The organism is Candidatus Binataceae bacterium, from assembly GCA_035508495.1.
Taxonomy (GTDB): Bacteria; Desulfobacterota; Binatia; order Binatales; family Binataceae; genus JASHPB01.
The window spans coordinates 1-16,695 of sequence record DATJMX010000012.1; the positions used below are offsets into that span (position 1 = coordinate 1).

The following is a 16,695-nucleotide window of genomic DNA, read 5'->3' on the forward strand; positions in this document are numbered from 1 at the left end:
CCAACGACTGCGGCATGCTGCGCGAGCGGACCAAGGCCTGCAGTTTCAGGCGCTCAGCTTCGCCAATCAGCAACGCCGTGTTCGCTCTGCTCATCCTCGCCACCTCCCTCGCTACCCTAGCAGTCCGCTACCAATCTGTAAGGTTTTTAATGGGACGTCACACTAGGTTGCCCTTGGTTTTGTGGCGCGACGACTTAAAAGGGCCCTTTTGGATCGAGCGGCAACAATCGTCCGGAGGGCCAGCGCGGCGCGGCACCAGCCACTTACCCGGCAGGCGGCACAACTCCCCGCAAACAAGGGACTTTCCTTGACAGGCAGCTTGGAGCGCCTAACCCACAGTTATTGGGTCGCAATGCCGTAGTCGCTCGCGAGCAGCGGCTTCGCGCAGGCGCGTGCCGCGTGCGTAAGCGACACGTAATCGGAGGGCGCAATTTGCGGCGTCAGTTTTCCTTGCCGTAAGCGAGGCCGGGCAGCCAACCGCGATGCGCCAGCGGCCACGCAGTAGCGCCGCACGTCGGGGGACAGGCGGACGAGAAAGCGGCGACAAGCGCACCCACGGCGCGGCACGCAGGGCCCCGACCCAAACCCTCGCCTGCCAAACCTGCCAAGCACCTGCCAACGAGATATTCTGCACCAATCCTACGGAATCTGACATAATTGGCAGGAATGGCAGGTAAAAGTATACGACACGTACGGGGCGATTACGTCTGATCGCAACGCTTACGCGGCGCTTACTCGGGTCCGATCCGGTTATTCGCCAAGTGCGAGAAAAGCGAGGTATTTATTGGTGGGCCGTTCCGGGCTCGAACCGGAGACCCGCTGATTAAGAGTCAGCTGCTCTACCAACTGAGCTAACGGCCCACCGAGGACTGTTCTTCGTAGCAGGAAGCTTGGGGTGAGTGAAGGGATTTGAACCCTCGACCGCCGGAGCCACAATCCGATGCTCTGCCAACTGAGCTACACTCACCTCTGTATCAACGATCTTCATCGCCGCACGCGGCGATTCCCTCTACTGGCGCGCCAGAAGGGATTCGAACCCCTGACCCACGGCTTAGAAGGCCGTTGCTCTTTCCTACTGAGCTACTGGCGCTTTAAATCGGGGCGAGCCGATTTGAACGGCCGACCCCCTGCTCCCAAGGCAGGTGCGCTACCAGGCTGCGCCACGCCCCGAGCCTTAAAGAGGTACCACAGGGCGGATCCGCTCTCAACATTGTACCGCTTTTCTGTGCCTCTTCTATCAACCGAAGTTTCTGCTTGTGCATTCTTCCGATATGCAGGTGCAAGAAAAAAGATCGTCAGGCTGCATCACAGCTGCGGCACTATCTGCTTTGAATGTTTCGCACTCCGCAACTGCGCGATCGCGTTCGCATCGTGCAAACCTCGGACTCGCGCCGAATTTATGCGATTTTCGCGAGGAATCGCGACGATTGATCGCAAAACGAGAAGCGGGCTCTCGAAGCCGTCAAGGTTTTATGCAGGATTTTCGTCGGCACAGCGATTGCTGTCCATCTCTCCAGCGCTGAAATCTCCTCCCCCGAGAATGACAGCGCCTGTCCCCAAGCTAGGCCGGGCTACTTAACCGTTGGCTCCCCACCCACGGTCCCCACATGTAGCCCGGCCATTTTTTATCTTCACCATCGAGTTCCCGCACAGACGAAATCGCGCGCCTTTGCTAGATTGCCTGCGGTCACGCGACCGCGATCACAGGAGCGACGATGCCATCGACGTTACGAATCGGGACCCTCGGCGCCGCGAGGATCACACCCAACGCTCTCATCAAGCCGGCCGAACAAATCGACGGCGTCGAAGTCACCGCTATCGCCGCGCGCGATTCTCGCCGCGCCGAGGAATTCGCCAAGGCAAATCGAATCCCGCGCGTGCTCGCCACTTACGACGATCTCATCAGCGACCCCGGTATCGACATCATTTACAATCCACTGCCCAACTCGCTTCATTGCGAATGGACGATCCGCGCGCTGCATGCCGGCAAGCATGTGCTGTGCGAGAAGCCGCTCGCGTCCAACGCCGCGGAGGCCGAGCGGATGGCGCAGGCCGCATCGGCATCGGGACGGATCCTCGGTGACGCGTTTCATTACTGCTATCACCCGCTGGCGGCTCGCGTGCGCGAGCTCATCAGCAACGGCACGCTGGGCAAGCTGGTCTATGTCGAAAGCAGCTTCGCCGCGCCGATCGCGCCACCGAATATCCGCTATGACTGGAGCCTCGCGGGGGGCGCGACGATGGACCTCGGATGCTACCCGCTGCACATGATTCGATTCTTCACCGGCATCACTCCGCGCGTCGTGCGCGCCGCGGCCAGCACGGTTGCAGAGAATATCGACGTCGCGATGGACGTGAATATGGAGCTCGGTCCGGGCGTGACGGCGCGGATGACGTGCGCGATGGGCAAGGATGTTCAATTCGGTGCAAGCTTCATCGCGCGAGGCGATCGCGGTGAGGGGAAGGTCGTGAATCCCATCGCGCCGCATCGCGGGCATCAGCTCACCATCAAGACCAACGCCGGAGAAACGCAGGAATCGGTGCCCGGGGATCCGACCTACACTTACCAGTTGCGCGCTTTCGCTGATGCCGTCCGAGGCCAGGGAAAATTTCAGACCGATGGCGCGGATGGTGTCGTCAGCATGCGCATAATCGATGCGGTCTATCGCGCCGCGGGACTTCCGCCGCGCGGCACCTGAACCGGCCAGGCGCATCGGAGCAGCTCGAAGGCGGCGGGCGGCGCAGGTACATAGACCTCGAGCAGTTGCGAATGCTTCACGAGGTCGCGCCACACTCCGATCGGGTCGGCGGTGAAGACATCTTCCACTGTCGCCGGCGCCTTGTACCATGAGCCCTCGGCAATCTCGGCATGCAACTGATCGTCGGTCCATTGCGAGCGGCCCATGATCAGGCGCAGGTCGCCACCCGTGGCGCCCTTCTTCAAGAGGTCCGCGACCGCGTCCGGATCAGTCACGAGATAGAGATCGTCCAGCAGGCGCATCGAGCCCTTGGCGTTTGCGCCGTCCGGGCCACGCATCAGGATCGAGGGATCGCTGGGTTCGACCGGGCCGCCAAAAAACGCGCTCACCGCTTTGCCCTTTAGGTCTCCCGACTTGGGAAAGATCTGCTTCACCTCCACCGACGTCGGCTTGTTGACGATGAGCCCGACGACGAGCTGCTCTTCGCCCGAGCCTTCAGCCTGCGGCAGTATCAGGATTACGGATTCCTCGAACACCGGATCGGGCAGATCGGGAGTTGCTACCAGAAAGTAGGGTTTTCCTTCTGCGAATGCGATCCTAGGCGCGAGTAGCAGAACGAGCAGCGTCAGCGCGCCGGCCAGCAGCCCGAAACCGGCGCGACGCCGATACGAGCGTGAGCAACTGGAACTAAACGGCGCCATCGTCATCGTCGCATCACAAGGTTACGCCTTTTCCTTTTTGGGAGCATAGCGGAACGTCAACTTTTCGCCGTTGTTCGACGATGGACGCGAGCCTGTTTCGATGTATAACGAAAATGCGCCCTTACACTCGAGCAAGGAGACTCCGCCGATGGCAAGCGAGCAGAACAAAAAGGTAATCGAGCTGATCAAGTCGCGGCCGATGAACCCCAACGCCTCGATCGAAGCGCGGCGCGCCGGCATGGAGAAAATATCGGAGCGCGTCGCGGCCGATATTTCCTGCACGCCGGTCGATGTCGGCGGAATGCGCGGCGAATGGGTTTCAGCGCCGGGCGCAGATCCGAACCGCGCGATTCTTTACCTGCATGGCGGTGGCTACGTGACCGGCTCAATCGTGACCCATCGCGCGATGGTGGCGCGGATGTCGCGGGCCTCGGGAGCGCGCGTGCTTATCATCGACTATCGCCTCGCGCCGGAGCATCCGTATCCGGCCGCCGTTCAGGATGCGACTGCGGCGTACAAATGGATGCTGGCGCAAGGGCTGACGCCGAGGCATATCGCGATCGCGGGAGATTCGGCGGGCGGCGGACTCACGATCGCGACCTTGCTCGCACTGCGCGATTCGCATCAGCCGATGCCGGCCTGCGCCGTCGCGATTTCACCGTGGACCGATATGGAAGGCACGGGGGAATCGGTGAAGACCAAGGCCGCAAAGGATCCGATGGTTTCGGGCGGCAATCTGACCGACTCAGCCAAGGCGTACTATGCGCATCACGATCCGAAGCATCCGCTGATCTCTCAGATTCACGCCGATTTTCACGGACTGCCGCCGTTGCTGATCCAGGTCGGCGAAGCGGAGATCCTGCTCGACGACTCAACCCGCGTCGCCGAGCGCGCCAAGGCGCACGGCGTCAAAGTCGAACTCGAAATCTGGGACGAGATGGTCCACGTCTGGCACGTCTTCGCCAAGATTCTCCCCGAGGGCCAGCAAGCAATCGACAAGCTCGGCGCATATGTCCGCGCGCAGATGAAATAGGCAGGGGGGCCTCTCTGTCCGCCATGAATTCGGCGCGCTGCGCGCTCTCGACGCCGCATAATGGAAGTGCGAAAAGGCTCGCACATCTTAATTAACGATCCATCAAATCCGGCGCAGGACTCAATCTTGCTCTCACGTCTGCTATCATTCTGTCTTGTAGCAACAGCATTGTTAGTCTGTCAGCGCTCTTACGCAGGAGTAGAGCCCACCGCCGGCACGTTCATTTACGACGGCACGCCAATCGATGAGTTTCATTGTGTACCGGCGGATAGCGGCCAGCATCCGGCTGTTATCATGATCCACTCGTGTGGCAAAATTGGCTTCGGTCACGAAGAGTACCGACAAATGTGCAGATCTTTGGCAGAACATTCCTACTACGCCGAGTTTGTCGAATACTATTCAAAAACCGGCGCCCCGAATTGCGCTCAATTCTCAATCGATCCCGAGAATAATCTTTCCGCCCAATTGCCTCTCCCATCTGAAGTCTATATTCGGACGATCCACGCAGCCATCGATTCGCTGCAGGACAACCCACACGTGGATGCGACTCGTATAGGACTACTGGCCTTTGGAGATGGCGTTGTCGAAGCCTTGACGATAGGACCCGACCGTCCGGCCAATGTGCGTGCAATAGTTGGATACTACGCCAATGTGACGCCTCGCCTTAAAGCGGGCGTCATCAAAGCAAAACTATTTCCACCCACCTTGATGCTTCGTGGTGATGGCGACAGCCGAGTAAGCGGCAGCTACTCCGCCGAACTGGAGGATGACATCGCGGAACACGGCGGGGAACACGAGGTCCATGTATATCCAGGTGCGGAGCACGGGTTTAACTTTCACGAGGCTCGCGGGTTTGATGCTTACGCGTCGAAAGATGCGTGGACGCGAACTCTCGCGTTCCTCGACGCTCATCTACTGTAGCTGCGCTGGGATTCCTGCCGGCAGTCGCCACATGCTCGTCCGATCCTGTCCATGCACGTTGGTCTTCGCCTAAGAGTCGCCGCAGTGTCTTACCGCGTCCCTCTAAATATTGAAAACGTCGATTGACGCTTAATGGCGAGCAGCGACGGTCGCCTTACTACTTTTTCTGCTTTTGCTCAGTTCCCTCTCCTTATCCCAGGAGAGGGTAAGGGAGGTGCAACGCTGGAAACCACACTCCGCAATGACTTCAGGCAATAATAGACGACCCTCACCCGGCGGCGCGATGCGCCGCCGACCTCTCCCTGGTCAGGCAGAGGGATTACTCACTGATGCGCAAATATCGTTTAAAGGTCTATAATTACTTAGTAGCTATTGGCGGTGGATATTTAGTTACCCATTCCGTGGCTTGGTCGTAGGCGTGCGCAAGTTGAAGACAGGCAAATTCGGAGTGATTGGGGCCGACGATTTGTATGCCCATTGGCAAGCCGGCGGTGCTGAATCCGGCGGGGGCCGCTAATGATGGGCAGCCGGACATCGTGACGGGGATCATCACTTCCATCCAGCGATGATAGGTGTCCATCGCGCGGCCGTTGATTTCCTTGGGCCAGTGCATTTTCGCGTCGAATGGGAAAACCTGGCCTGCCGGCAGGATCCAGAAATCGTATTTCTCGAACATCGCGCGCACCGCCTGGTACCAGTGGCTGCGCACTGCCGACGCGTCGGCGATATCGAGCGCGGTGATCTTGAGCGCGCTTTCGATTTCCCATTGCGCTTCGGGCTTGAGTAGTTCGCGCCGCGCCGGATCGCGATACGCGCCGTGCAGCAATGCGGCCACCTGCCAGGCGCGGAGCTTAAGCCAGTTGCGCCAGACCTCTTCGATCGGAAAGTCGGGCGCCGCCTCTTCGACGATACATCCGAGATCTTCGAATGCTTTCAGCGCGCGTTCGCATAGATCGATCACGCCGGGCTCGAACGGCAGGTAGCCTTTGAAATCGCGGCTCCACGCGATACGCGGGCCCTTAAAGTCGCGCTCGAGCGGCGCAGCGAATTGCGCGGGATCTTCCCGAATCGAAAGCGGCACGCGCGAGTCGTGACCGGCGATCACCGACAGCAGCATCGCCAGATCGCGCGGGTTGCGCGCCATCGGTCCGTGCACCGAGAGCGCGGGCATGAAAACTTCGCTCGCGTCGGACGGCACGCGGCCGAACGCGGTGCGAAATCCGAAGACGTTGTTGAACGCAGCCGGATTGCGTAGCGAGCCGCCGTGATCGCTGCCGTCCGCCACAGGAGCCATCCTGAGCGCGATCGCGACCGCGGCACCGCCGCTGCTGCCGCCGCTGGTTCGCGATTGATCGTACCCGTTGAGCGTCGTGCCGAAGATCGGATTGTAAGTCTGCGAGCCGAGACCGAACTCGGGAACGTTGGTCTTGCCGATAATGATCGAGCCGGCGCGCCGAATACGCTCGACCATGATCGAGTCGGTCTTTGGAATGAAATTGCGAAACAGCGGCGAGCCGAGTGTGGTGCGAATTCCGGCGACGGGCTCCAGGTCCTTCACTGCGTGCGGAAACCCATGCATCCAGCCGAGATACTCACCGCGTGCGAGCTGCGCGTCGCGCTCGCTCGCCTCTGCAACGAGCGCCTCGCGATCGCGCATCGAAACGATCGCGTTGACGACAGGATTCAGCCGCTCGATGCGATCGAGGTACGCGTTCATCACCGCGACGCATGACACGTGCCGCGATTTGATTGCGTCCGCCAGCGCCACTGCGTCGAGCATCGCTATGTCGTTCGTCGCCATCGCGTTGGTTTACCGTATCGTTTGTAAGGAAGCGCTGCCAAGGCTAGGTTTCGATCCGATGAAGAAGCCGCGCACCGATCCGCTCGAGCGCGTGCGCAAGATCGCTCTCGCGCTGCCTAACGTCTTCGAGAAAGAGGCGTGGGGTGAGGCGACTTTCCGCGCGCCGGGCGGGATGTTCGCGATGTACTCGAACAACCATCATAACGACGGCAAGATCGCGATCACGTGCAAGGCGCCGCTCGGCTACCAGGCGGAGATGGTGCGGATCGCGCCCGAGCGCTTCTACGTTCCGCCTTACGTCGGCGTCAGCGGATGGGTCGGGTTGCGGCTCGACGTAGATGTCGATTGGGACGAAGTCGCGAGCGTTATCGAGCAGGCCTATAAAATGTGCGCGGAGAGATCGAAACCTCGCCGCACGCCGCGCAATCCAAGCTAGAGCGCAAAACGGCCGCGCTGAAGGAGTATCGCATGAAGATCGGAGCATTCTCACTGTCACTCGCAATGGCCAAAGGCAACAAGCTTTCGGCCGCCTTCGCCATGAACGCCGAGCGCCTCGGATACTCGACGCTGTGGGTGCCGGAGCATGTCGTGCTGCTCGACAAATACTCGTCGAAATATCCCTACAGCACCGACGGCGTCTTGCCCGCGCCGACCAACGCGCCGATTCCCGATCCTTTCATTGCTCTGTGCGCGATGGCCGCCGTCACGGAGAAAATCCGGCTCGCGACCGGAATCTGTCTGGTGCCCGAGCACAATCCTGTCGTGCTCGCGAAGGTCATCGCGTCGCTCGACTGGCTGAGCGACGGACGGGTTGCGCTGGGCGTCGGCATCGGATGGCTCGAAGAGGAATTCGTCGCGATAGGTATCCCGTGGGAGCGGCGCGCGCAGCGCACGCGCGAGTGTATTGAGGCGATGCAGAAGCTGTGGGGCGACGATGTCAGTTCATACAAGGGCGAGTTCGTGAGCTTCGAAGGCGTCCGCTCGTATCCGAAACCAGTAAGCGGCGCGAAGCTGCCGATCATATTCGGCGGCGAAAGCACGCCCGCACTCAGGCGCGTCGCCGAGTACGGCACCGGATGGTTCGGCTTCAATCTCCTGCCCGATGAAGCCGCGGCGAAAATCAAGAAGCTCGAAGATCTGCTCCGCGCCAACGGCCGCAAGCTCTCGGACGTTGAGCTGATCGTGTCGCCCAGCGGCAAGCCGATCACGCCCGACGACCTGAAGCGCTACCGCGACGCCGGCGTCTCCGAGGTCGTGATCACAACGCTCGGCCTGCCGCGCACGCCGGAGCAAGCCAAGGAAATCCTCGAAAAAGGCGCAAAGAACTGGCTCGAACCCGCGTCGAAGCTTTGAGTCTCTGGTCCCTCTCCTTATTCTAGGTGGGATAAGGAGAGGGGACAGAAAATGAGCGCGCGCAAACCGTCTGACAGCGCAAAATAAATCAAAAAGGAATACGACTTCCGCCGCGCACGCCGCGGGCCTCTCTTGTTCCACCGACGCCGGGCAAGACTCGAATCACGATCCGGCTCGATAGCTCGGTTATCGAGCACTTTCAGAAGATCGTCGATCAGGCCGGCGGCGGCAACTGTCAGTCGCTGATCAACGGCGCACTGCGCGAATACATCCGAAGCGAACGCCTCGAGGATGTCGTTCGCGAGACGATCCGCAAAGAGTTGCGCGCGTTGAAAAAGACCGCCTAGCTCAGTTCGATTTGGTTCCCAAAAAAGAAGCGAGCGGCGGGTGCCGCTCGCTTTTCGTTTTCGTGATTCGATGCTCCGCCTACGCGAGGCCGATTTCTTTCAGCGGGCCTTTGTCTGATACCGGGACGCGTTTGGCGCCCGACTGGATCTTCGACTGGCCCGGATGACGCTCCAGCGCATCGACGAGGTCGATCTGGCTCGCGTGCTCCTTCAGCGCCGGCATCACTTCCTGCGCGATGAGCCGCATGCTGGTCTGGCGATCCTCATTGCTCACGGGGCCTTGCACGCTGAACAGCACCACCGCTCCGGGGCGCAGCACGCTCATGATCGTCTTGAGCTTCTTGGTCACGTTCTGCGGATTGCCGATGACGAATTGCAGGTTTTCCTGGGCGCGCTTGTAGCCGGGCTCGAGCTTCCGGTGGATTTCCGCGATATCGATCTTCGTATCTTTGGTTTCCTCGGTATGCTGGCGCATCTTGTCGCCGCTAACTCCTAGCCAACTTCCCTGCGGCTGCTTGGCAAGCCGGCGAATCGCGTCCTTCGAGTTGTATCCTGGCGGCAGCGTGTGCTCGACGCGGGCGAAGCTGTTCTGCCCGCCGCCGTAGAGGAATCCCTTGCCCAGTTCCTGCGCGCGCTCCTCGGTCTCGGCGCAGAACGTGGGGATTACATAGCCGAAATTTTCGGGCCCGGCCTGGTAGCCGTGTTGCTGCGCGATATCGGCGTAGTACTCCCACAAGTCGCAGGTCGGACCGAGCGAAGTGCCAAGGCCGAAGTACGGATAAGCGTGCTCAGCGCACCACTTCACTGTCTCAGGGCTGATTACGCCGGGTATCCACATCGGCGGATGCGGCTTCTGATATGGCAGCGCCCAAGGATTCACGTGGCGATAGTGAAAATGCTTGCCCTCGTAGCGCCACGGCCCGGGCCTGGTCCATGCCTGCACGATAAAATCGTGCGCCTCTTCGAAGTACTCGCGATTGTAAGCGGGATTGGCGTTGTTGAAGAACTGCTCGCTGCCCGCCCCGCGCACCCATCCGGTGATGAGGCGTCCGCGCGAGATCAGATCGATCTCGGCAAGCTCTTCAGCCATCCTGAGCGGATGCTTGATAACCGGCAGAGGATTTCCGATCAGCAGGATGCGCGGCTTCTTGGTCAGGCGCGCCAGGATTCCGGCCTCGACGTTCATTACGCTGCCCATGCAGAAGGGATTGCCGTGATGCTCATTGAGCGCGAGGATGTCGTAGCCGAGTTCCTCGCCGTAAAGATATTCGTCGATCCAGTAGTTGTAATCGTCGGCGGCCTTTTCGCGATCGAAGTAGCTATTCGAGACCGCGAAATGCGCGCCGTTTTTGAGGATGACTTCCTCGGGGACCCAGCGGACGGGGCGTTCGGTGAAATATCCAACTTTCATGACGGCCGCACCTCTTAAGATTTTTCAGGCGGACAAAAAGGTCCGCACCACGCGCTCGAACTCGTTTGAATTTTCAATCTCCGGTCGATGTCCGGCTTTATCGATCAAGGCGACTTGCGGATTTCCGATCGCTTCCTTGTATGCGTCGATACATCCGCGCGGCACGACGCGGTCCGCCGTGCCCCACACGATGAGCGTCGGAGTCTTAATCCCGCGCAGGCGGTAGGGCAGACTCGGATCGTGCATGTAAGGTTCCCATCCGATGCGCGCGGTCTCGGCCCGCGCATCCTCGAAACCCTCAAAGACTTCGGGCGTCATCTCGCCGCCGTAGAGGCGCGAGAACTCCGGACTGTTGACCGGATCGGCGACAGTCGCCAGCAGATGCGTGCGAATCGTAATCGGAAAGATGTCCATGATCTCGCCCTGCCTGGGCTTGATACCCATCGGCGCGACCAGAACCATCTTTGAGAAGATCTTCGGGTCGGCCGCGGCCATCTCCGCCGCGATATATCCGCCTGCCGAAAATCCGATCACGTCGATCGGGTCGAGCTTCATCTCACGCACCACTTGCGCGTAGAAGCCGGCCAGGTCGCGATAATCGCGCACCCAATCGATACGCGGTGACTTGCCGAAGCCTGGCTGCAGCGGAATCAGGAGAGTGTGTTCGTGGCCGAAGCTCTCGTTCCACGTCATCCAGCCGGGGTAGCCGAGTTCGTCATGGAAAATGAGCAGCGGCTTGCCCGTACCGCCCTTGACCATCGTCAGCGTTTGTCCGGCCGCCTTAAGATTTTCTTCTGTCGTTTTGATCACTGCACTAATCCTCAACCGCGGTGGCTCGTCTCGCTTTAAAAATATTCCTTAGCACAGGATTGGAAATTCTGTACGACCTACCGATCGGTATGGTGAGGCCGATTGTTCATTTCTTACAGGCCTCTGCTTCGGCGGTTAGTCGCAACACGGATGGCAGGATGCTATACGGTTCGGTGACTTGCGGGGGCGAGGGACTCTGAAACGGTGCGGGAGCGGCGCGATTGAGTCCGAATCTCAACGATGAACGCGCGCGCGAGGTGCTCGCGCGCGCGGTGGAAATCGGTCGTTCACGGCGCACACGCAAGATCGTCACGATCGTTCTCGCCGTCGTCGTTTTCCTCGGAATCGCAGCCTACTTCGCGGTGCCGCGCATTCTGCGCGGTGTCCTGAGCAAACAGGTCGCGACCGCGCTCCATCGCCCTGTCACCGTTGGCGACGTCAGCTTCAATCTCTACACGCTGCGGCTGAAGATCCACGACCTGCATATCGGCGAGCCGAGCGGCGACGGTAGCTTCGTAGATCTCGGCGGATTCAACATCAAGGTTTCCTGGAAGACGCTCTTTCACCTGGCTCCGGTCGTTTCCGATGTAACCGTCGAGCGGCCGCGGATTCACGTTGTCCGCAACGCCGACGGCACCTTCAACTTCAGCGACCTCCTGCAGAAGCCCGCGAACGCTCCGCCGCCGAAACCCGAAAAGCCGGGTGCCCCGCTCAAGTTCGCGGTCTCGAATATCCGGCTTATCGACGGCGACGTGAGATTCGACGACAAGATGCTGAATCAGCAGCACGCCATCGAGAAGATCCAGATCGGCGTGCCGTTTATCGCGAATTTCACTTCCGACGTCGATGTCGTCGTGAAGCCTCTGCTCGAGATGCTGATCGACGGCAGCCCGGTGCTTATCACCGGTGAGACCAAGCCGTTCGGCGCGACGCGCGATTCAGTCGTCGATCTGAAACTCCATCGCCTCGATCTGCCGCGCTACGCCGCGTATATCCCGAAGAGCGTTCCTATCAAGCTCAACTCGGGCGCGCTCTCCTTCGATGTGTTAGTGCACTTTGTGCAGACCGAGGCAGCGCCAAGTATCCGCGCTAACGGTGCGATTGCGCTCGATCAGTTCGACCTGCGTGATGCGGCCAACGCTCCCGTGCTCGCGCTGAACCATGGCGAGATTCGGATGAGGGACGTCGAGCCGCTGTCGCGAATCGCCTATATCGAAGCGATCGTTATCGACGGACTCAAGTCGAATCTCGTGCGCAATCACGACGGCACGACGAATCTGTCAGCGCTGAGTTCACCCGCGGCCGCGCCTGGAGCACCCGCGCCCGCCGCCACACCCACGCTCTCGATGCCGACGCCGGCCGCGGTGCCGACGTTCGCGCCTTCGCTCGTTGCATCGGCGCCCTCCGCGCAGGCGTCGATTACCGCTGCGGCGCCGCCTCCGTCGGCGCAGTTCGACGCGGCTATCGACTCGTTCCAGATGACCGACAGCACCATGAACCTCACCGACCTGACCGGTGCAAAGCCCGCCGTGTTAGAGCTCGATGGAATTCATGTCGCGGCGAGCAATCTGCGCACGAGCGGACAGGCGCAGGGAAACTTTGACGTCGCCGCAATAATCAAAAGCGGCGGCGCGCTCGATCTCAAAGGCACAGTGAACCTGCCGTCGTCGCAGGCCGAGCTGAATCTCACCGCTGACAAGATTGATTTGCCGGGATTGCAGGATTTCGCGCAGGCGGCGTTCGCGGGCACGATCGATTCGGGCAAGGTCACGGCGCATGCGGACGTGAAGGCGCTTTTTGCTCCTGGTAAATTCAATGTCAGCGTTGAGCCTGCAGATGCATCGCTCGATGATCTCGCGATCAGCGCGCCGCGCAGCAAAGAGAAACCGATTACCTGGAAGCACTTCGGCGTCACGCTGGGCCAGTTGGATCTCGCGTCGAAGCACGCGACGGTCAAGGAAGTTCAATCCGACGGCTTGCACGTTTACGCGATGCGCTCGTCCAATGGCACGCTCAGCCTGATGTCGCTGATGCGCAAGCCTGGGCCTCCGCCGCGTGAGACTCGCGAAGAGCGGCTCGAGCGTCTGCGCAAAGCTCGCGAGGAACGCTTCGCGCGTCTGCGCAAAGAGCGCGAAGAACGCGAGGCGGAACGAAGAGCGCGCCGCAATCGAAGGATCGCGAAGGCGGCGCCGCCGCCAGGCCCCGCGCAGCAGCCGTGGACTTACGATGTCGAGTCGATCGCGTTCACCGACACCGACGTGCGCGCCTATGATCGCGGCGGCAACCGCCCGGTGCGCGTCGACCTCGGCCCCGTCACGCTTCATGTGAAGGGCGTGAGCAGCGATTTCGCCAAGCCTTTCGATCTCGACCTCGAAGGCGCACTGAACAAAACCGGCACCTTCAAAGTGTCGGGAACGGCCGCGATCGATCCGCTCAAAGCTGATCTGAAGATCTCAACCAAGCGGCTCCAGCTTCGCGAGGCGCAGGCCTACGTGAACACCAAGCTCAACGCGGAGATCACGAGCGCCGCGCTCACGATGGAAGGCGACGCGCATGTGTCGCGAAAGGGCAAGGACTTTCACGCGAGCTATCTCGGCGACGTGTCGCTGGTCGATCTCGCCGCGATCGACAAGCTGACCGGCGACGACTTCTTGAAATGGGACGTGCTGCGCTTCGCGAAGATCGACGCCGACATCGGCGACGGTCCGCCCAAGGTCAGTATCGAAAAAATTTCGCTCGCGGATTTCTACGCCCGAATCATCCTGAACAGCACGGGCAAGATGAACCTCAACGACATCGTTGCCAAGCCCGAGCAGGCTCCTACTTCATTGACGCGCGCCGAGGGTGAGCCGGGTGCGACAGCGCCGCAGCCGACGGCCGCGGCGACTCCCGCGCCAGCGCCGCCGGCTAGCGCAGCCGCGGCACAATCGCAGCCGATTCCTGCCGACATCAAGGTCAACGAGACGGTTCTCGAGGACGGCAAGGTCGATTACACGGACGATTTCATTCAGCCGCATTATTCAGCGAATCTCAGCGATATCGCGGGCAAGGTTGGCACCATCGGCACCCAGGTCAACGAGCCCGCCGACGTTGATCTCCAGGGACACGTCAACGGCAGCGCGCCGCTAAATATCAGCGGCTCGATAAACCCCCTCGCGCCGATGGCATCGCTCGATATCAAGGCCAAGGCCGACGGAATCGAGCTGATGGGACTGTCGCCCTACACGACCAAGTACACGGGCTACCCGATCGAGAAAGGCACCCTGACGGTCGACGTTCACTACCTGTTAAATCAGGGCGAGCTCAAGGCCGACAATCATATCTTCATCGAGCAGCTCACTTTCGGTGACAAGGTTCAGAACTCGACTGCGATGAATCTGCCGATTCGTCTTGCGGTCTCGCTGCTCAAGAACTCCAAGGGCGAGATCGATCTCAACATCCCGATTTCGGGCTCACTGTCGGATCCGAAGTTCAGCCTCGGCAGTGTGATCCTGCATGCCTTCGTCAATCTGATCATGAAGGCCGTCACCTCGCCGTTCAGTCTGCTGGCCTCCGCGATCGGATCCGCCAACGGTCAAGATCTCTCGTACGTCGCGTTCAAGCCCGGGTACTCGACGCTCACTGCCGACAATAAGTCGCAGCTGGATGCGATCGCGAAGGCGCTCCAGGAGCGGGCGTCACTCAAGATGAGCATCTGCGGCCGCGTCGATCCCAGTCTCGATCGCGACGGACTTAAACACGCGAAGGTCGATGACGCGATCGAAGCCCAGCAGATCAAATACCTCGGCAATGACGCGAAGGATAAGAAGGTGTCGGAGGAGGAATACGACAAGTTCGTCAAGCGCGCCTACTCCAAGGCGGATTTCAAGAAGCCGCGCGATGCGATCGGACTCGCGAAATCGCTGCCGACCGACGAAATGAAAAAGCTGATGGTCGAGAACACCAAGGTCGGCGACGATGATTTGAAGAAGCTCGCCGACGCGCGCGCCGACGCCGTGCGCAGTTATATCGGCAGCAAGATCGATCCGGCGCGGCTCTTTCTCGTCACCCCCAAGCTCAACGCCGACGGTATCAAGGACGCGCCGACCACGCGCGCCGATCTCTCACTGCAATAGCGCTTCCTTCTACCTGGTGCGGCGATGATGATCGGCGATCACGCTCGCGACGCATGCCGTCAGTTTCTTCGCCGTCGGGATATGCAGGAACTCGTTGGGGCCGTGTGCGTTCGCGTGCGGGCCGAGGACTCCCGTGATCAGGAACTGCGCCTCTGGAAAACGCTCGCCGAGCATGCTCATGAACGGAATCGTTCCACCTTCACCCATGAATGCTGGAGGCTTGCCGAAGAATGAGTGCGACGCCGTCTCGAGCGCGCGATGCAGCCACGGCGCGAGCGGAGGCGCGTCCCATCCCTGCGCGCCCCAGTTCGGCTCGAACTTCACCGACGCGCCGTGCGGAGGATTTTCCTCGAGCATCGATTTGAGCTTCGGCAGCGCCTTTTTCGGATCGCAGGTCGGCGGCAGCCGCAGCGACAGTTTCACAGTCGTCGTTGGCCGCAGAACGTTGCCGGCGTTCTCCGCGGGTGGCAGGCCGTCGGCGCCGATCACAGCAAGGGCAGGGCGCCACGTGCGATTCAGCACCAGTTCCGTCAGATGCTCCGTCATCGGGCGCATCCGCGAGACAAAAGGAAACTTGCGATAGAGCTCCTCGCCGAGCACCGCCGCAGTTTCCGCTGCCTGCTGGCTGCGCTCCTCCGGGATCGCGGCATGGAACTCGTCGGCGCGGATCGCGCCGGTCTCTTCATCCTCGACCCGGCTTAACAACTGGCGAACGATTCGAAAACTATCAGGCACCACGCCGCCGGCGTCGCCGGAGTGCATTCCCTCGGTGAGCACATCGACCTTGAGCGTGCCGCCGACGAGTCCGCGCAGCGAAGTGGTGCACCATAGCTGCTCATAGTTGCCGCATCCAGAATCGAGCGCGATCACGAGGCTCGGCTGGCCGATTCGCGGCGCTAGATGATCGATGTACGGCGGCAGATCGAAGCTGCCGCTCTCCTCGCACGCCTCGATCAGCACGACGCATCGCGCATGCGGAATCTGCTGCGCCTGGAGCGCGCCAATCGACGCGAGACACGCGAATGTGGCGTAGCCGTCGTCGGCGGCGCCGCGCCCATACAGGCGATCGCCTTCGCGCACCGGAGTCCACGGACCGAGCCCGTCGCGCCATCCCGCCATCTCGGGCTGCTTGTCCATGTGACCATAAAGAAGGATGCAATCGTTCGACGCGCCCGGGATATCCATGAAGATCACCGGCGTGCGATTTGCGAGCCGCACCACCTCGACCGTCATCCCTTTGATATTCTGGCTGCGCGCCCACGTCTCGAAGCGGGCGACGACGCGATTCATGTGCCCGTGGGATTCCCATTGCGGATCAAAGGCGACCGACTTGTTTGGAATGCGGATATATTCGGTGAGCTCCGCGATAATCGAGCGGTCCCACAGGTCATTTGCGAAAGCGGCGATCGCCTTGGTGTCCATAGTCGAGAGCCTACGCAGATACGGCGCGCCACGCAAAATCCTCTGCGCGACGGAACGCGATTGAGCTTGGCATCATCGCGGG

The 16,695-nt window shown here is 60.7% G+C and carries 11 protein-coding genes and 4 tRNA genes; 6 read left to right on the plus strand and 9 right to left on the minus strand.

The window, feature by feature from the left end; all coding sequences use genetic code 11:
• Window positions 1-785 precede the first annotated feature (785 nt).
• From VMA09_03485 to VMA09_03500, 4 genes are all read right to left on the minus strand, one after another.
• Window positions 786-861: transfer RNA gene (locus VMA09_03485), tRNA-Lys, on the minus strand.
• A gap of 30 nt (window positions 862-891) precedes the next feature.
• Window positions 892-967 (minus strand) — tRNA-His (locus tag VMA09_03490).
• A 46-nt stretch (window positions 968-1,013) separates the two neighbouring features.
• A tRNA-Arg gene (locus tag VMA09_03495) sits at window positions 1,014-1,090 on the minus strand.
• 6 nt (window positions 1,091-1,096) lie between these two features.
• Window positions 1,097-1,170, minus strand: a tRNA-Pro gene (locus tag VMA09_03500).
• Window positions 1,171-1,715: 545 nt separating this feature from the next.
• On the opposite strand from VMA09_03500, the gene VMA09_03505 reads away from it, so the two are divergent.
• Window positions 1,716-2,699 carry a Gfo/Idh/MocA family oxidoreductase gene (locus VMA09_03505; protein ID HUA32641.1) on the plus strand — a complete coding sequence of 328 codons (984 nt, stop codon included), beginning with the start codon at window positions 1,716-1,718 and terminating at the stop codon, window positions 2,697-2,699.
• Here the strand turns inward: VMA09_03505 and VMA09_03510 are convergent.
• The gene (locus tag VMA09_03510) at window positions 2,663-3,400 is read right to left on the minus strand and encodes a YqgE/AlgH family protein (GenBank protein HUA32642.1); all 738 of its coding nucleotides are present in this window, start codon (window positions 3,398-3,400) and stop codon (window positions 2,663-2,665) included. The genes VMA09_03505 and VMA09_03510 overlap by 37 nt on opposite strands.
• Before the next feature lie 148 nt (window positions 3,401-3,548).
• On the opposite strand from VMA09_03510, the gene VMA09_03515 reads away from it, so the two are divergent.
• The gene (locus VMA09_03515; GenBank protein HUA32643.1) at window positions 3,549-4,433 is read left to right on the plus strand and encodes an alpha/beta hydrolase; all 885 of its coding nucleotides are present in this window, start codon (window positions 3,549-3,551) and stop codon (window positions 4,431-4,433) included.
• A gap of 60 nt (window positions 4,434-4,493) precedes the next feature.
• Window positions 4,494-5,354 (plus strand): dienelactone hydrolase family protein, encoded by an 861-nt coding sequence (locus VMA09_03520; GenBank protein HUA32644.1) that lies wholly within the window; start codon window positions 4,494-4,496, stop codon window positions 5,352-5,354.
• Between the two features lie 358 nt (window positions 5,355-5,712).
• Here the strand turns inward: VMA09_03520 and VMA09_03525 are convergent, their stop codons facing one another.
• Window positions 5,713-7,155: an amidase gene (locus VMA09_03525; GenBank protein ID HUA32645.1), complete on the minus strand. Its 1,443-nt coding sequence runs from the start codon at window positions 7,153-7,155 to the stop codon at window positions 5,713-5,715.
• A gap of 58 nt (window positions 7,156-7,213) precedes the next feature.
• On the opposite strand from VMA09_03525, the gene VMA09_03530 reads away from it, so the two are divergent.
• On the plus strand, window positions 7,214-7,591 hold the full coding sequence (locus tag VMA09_03530) for an MmcQ/YjbR family DNA-binding protein (GenBank protein ID HUA32646.1): 378 nt from the start codon (window positions 7,214-7,216) through the stop codon (window positions 7,589-7,591).
• A gap of 32 nt (window positions 7,592-7,623) precedes the next feature.
• The gene (locus tag VMA09_03535; GenBank protein HUA32647.1) at window positions 7,624-8,508 is read left to right on the plus strand and encodes an LLM class F420-dependent oxidoreductase; all 885 of its coding nucleotides are present in this window, start codon (window positions 7,624-7,626) and stop codon (window positions 8,506-8,508) included.
• Between the two features lie 426 nt (window positions 8,509-8,934).
• Here VMA09_03535 and VMA09_03540 read toward each other — a convergent pair whose 3' ends face one another.
• Entirely contained in the window at window positions 8,935-10,266 is a 1,332-nt protein-coding gene (locus VMA09_03540; GenBank protein HUA32648.1) for an LLM class flavin-dependent oxidoreductase, read from the minus strand.
• A gap of 24 nt (window positions 10,267-10,290) precedes the next feature.
• Window positions 10,291-11,076, minus strand: coding sequence for an alpha/beta hydrolase (locus VMA09_03545; GenBank protein HUA32649.1), 786 nt, complete (start codon window positions 11,074-11,076; stop codon window positions 10,291-10,293).
• A gap of 221 nt (window positions 11,077-11,297) precedes the next feature.
• Between VMA09_03545 and VMA09_03550 the strand changes: the two genes are divergently transcribed.
• Entirely contained in the window at window positions 11,298-15,191 is a 3,894-nt protein-coding gene (locus VMA09_03550) for a DUF748 domain-containing protein (GenBank protein HUA32650.1), read from the plus strand.
• Window positions 15,192-15,200: 9 nt separating this feature from the next.
• Here the strand turns inward: VMA09_03550 and VMA09_03555 are convergent, their stop codons facing one another.
• A complete protein-coding gene (locus VMA09_03555; protein HUA32651.1) occupies window positions 15,201-16,613 on the minus strand; it encodes a M20 family metallopeptidase in 1,413 nt (470 codons plus the stop codon).
• Window positions 16,614-16,695 lie beyond the last annotated feature (82 nt).

Bases quoted from the DNA above. Each gene is read 5' to 3' on its own strand.
- VMA09_03505 (HUA32641.1), top strand. From the start codon at position 1,716: ATGCCATCGACGTTACGAATCGGGACCCTCGGCGCCGCGAGGATCACA.
- VMA09_03510 (HUA32642.1), bottom strand. From the start codon at position 3,400: ATGGCGCCGTTTAGTTCCAGTTGCTCACGCTCGTATCGGCGTCGCGCC.
- VMA09_03515 (HUA32643.1), top strand. From the start codon at position 3,549: ATGGCAAGCGAGCAGAACAAAAAGGTAATCGAGCTGATCAAGTCGCGG.
- VMA09_03520 (HUA32644.1), top strand. From the start codon at position 4,494: ATGGAAGTGCGAAAAGGCTCGCACATCTTAATTAACGATCCATCAAAT.
- VMA09_03525 (HUA32645.1), bottom strand. From the start codon at position 7,155: ATGGCGACGAACGACATAGCGATGCTCGACGCAGTGGCGCTGGCGGAC.
- VMA09_03530 (HUA32646.1), top strand. From the start codon at position 7,214: ATGAAGAAGCCGCGCACCGATCCGCTCGAGCGCGTGCGCAAGATCGCT.
- VMA09_03535 (HUA32647.1), top strand. From the start codon at position 7,624: ATGAAGATCGGAGCATTCTCACTGTCACTCGCAATGGCCAAAGGCAAC.
- VMA09_03540 (HUA32648.1), bottom strand. From the start codon at position 10,266: ATGAAAGTTGGATATTTCACCGAACGCCCCGTCCGCTGGGTCCCCGAG.
- VMA09_03555 (HUA32651.1), bottom strand. From the start codon at position 16,613: ATGGACACCAAGGCGATCGCCGCTTTCGCAAATGACCTGTGGGACCGC.